Origin of the sequence: Halomonas sp. Ps84H-12 (genome assembly GCF_024124725.1) — a bacterium.
Lineage (GTDB): Bacteria > Pseudomonadota > Gammaproteobacteria > Pseudomonadales > Halomonadaceae > Vreelandella > Vreelandella aquamarina.
Window position 1 is genome coordinate 1 of the sequence record NZ_JAMXSJ010000087.1, and the last position, 1532, is coordinate 1532.

The window sequence follows — 1532 nt, forward strand, 5'->3', positions numbered from 1 at the left end:
GTAGACATCATGGATTGACCTGCCCCTCCTCAACGTCGTGGATTACGTTGAGGTAGGGACCAAAATGCAGAGCCACTATTGAGGGAGGCAGGTCATGAAACAGTCTAACGCAACTCAGCAAGCTGTTGTCGAGCGGGCCGTTGCCCAGCGTGTCAGCGCCGCCGGCAACGTCCATGCCGCTTATATTGGCCTGGACGTGCACAAGGTCAGCATCTCGGTGGCCATCGCCGAGATCGGGCGCCAGGCGCCCGAGTTCCGCGGTGAGATTCCCAACGAACCCAAGGCCATCGACAAGCTGGTTCGCCAGCTGAGCGAGCGCTTCGCTGGGCAGCCCCTGCTGTTCAGTTACGAGGCCGGCCCCTGTGGTTATGGGATTTATCACCAGGTCCAGGCCAGCGGCCATGACTGCGAGGTTGTCGCTCCAACCCTGATTCCCCAGCGTGCCGGGGACCGTATCAAGACCGATCGGCGAGATGCGCAGATGCTGGCCCGACTTTCGCGCTCCGGTGAGCTGACCCCAGTGTGGGTGCCCACGCCGGAACAAGAGGCGATTCGTGACCTGACCCGCGCTCGGGAGGACATGAAGGCGGGCGAACTCCGCGCTCGACAGCGACTCAACGCCTTTCTGTTACGACACAGCAAGATCTATCCCGGCAAGAGCAAATGGGGGCCGGCATACTTTCGCTGGCTGGAGGAAACAGTTCGCTTCGACACCCCGGTTCAGCAGATCGTGCTGCAAGAGTATGTAGATCATGTGAAGGAGGCCCAGCGTCGGGTGGCCGGTCTGGAGAAGCAGATGGAAGCCGCCTTGCCCACCTGGTCACTGGCGCCAGTGGTCGAGTCGATTCAGGCGATGCGCGGCGTTAGTCTGATCACTGCGATGACGGTGCTGGCGGAGCTCGGTGATATCACGCGCTTCGATTCGCCCCGCCAACTGATGGCCTACCTGGGGCTGGTGCCCAGCGAGCACTCGAGCGGTGGTAGCCGGCGGCAGGGCGGTATCACCAAGACCGGCAATGGCCACGTGCGACGGGTGTTGGTGGAAGCCGCCTGGAGCTACCGCTTCCCGGCCCGCAAGACACGAATCATTGAGCAGCGCGCCGAGAAGACCTCGCCAACGGTGCAGGCGATCGCCTGGGAAGCGCAGAAGCGCTTATGCGGGCGTTACCGTCGCCTGTCCGCCACGGGCAAAGCCAAGCAGCAGGTCACCACCGCGGTGGCGCGTGAGTTGGCTGGTTTCCTGTGGGCGATTGCCTGTGAGGCCATGGGCAAGCCGCATGGCAGCCGGGCTACCGCATGATCCTCGCGTCCCAGTGCCTACGGCTCAGGGAGCGTCGGGCCGGTGGGAGACCCCCTGACCCTCCTATGAGGCCTCCGCCCTCCGGGGCGGAGTGACCCTCGCTTGTAGACCAGGGTAGCTCCGCGACGAAGTGATGACAGGTCGGTACCCAACCCACGAATACCAGAGAGATCCACCGTCGCTGATAGCCCCTCGCTTCCTGAGCCGTAGGCATTGAGGACAATCACATGTA

General features: G+C 63.1%; 1 protein-coding gene. It reads left to right on the forward strand.

All coding sequences use genetic code 11. The features are described from left to right. The first annotated feature begins 94 nt into the window (after nucleotides 1-94). Nucleotides 95-1300: an IS110 family transposase gene (locus NH344_RS18100; RefSeq protein WP_082051511.1), complete on the forward strand. Its 1206-nt coding sequence runs from the start codon at nucleotides 95-97 to the stop codon at nucleotides 1298-1300. Nucleotides 1301-1532: the final 232 nt, after the last annotated feature.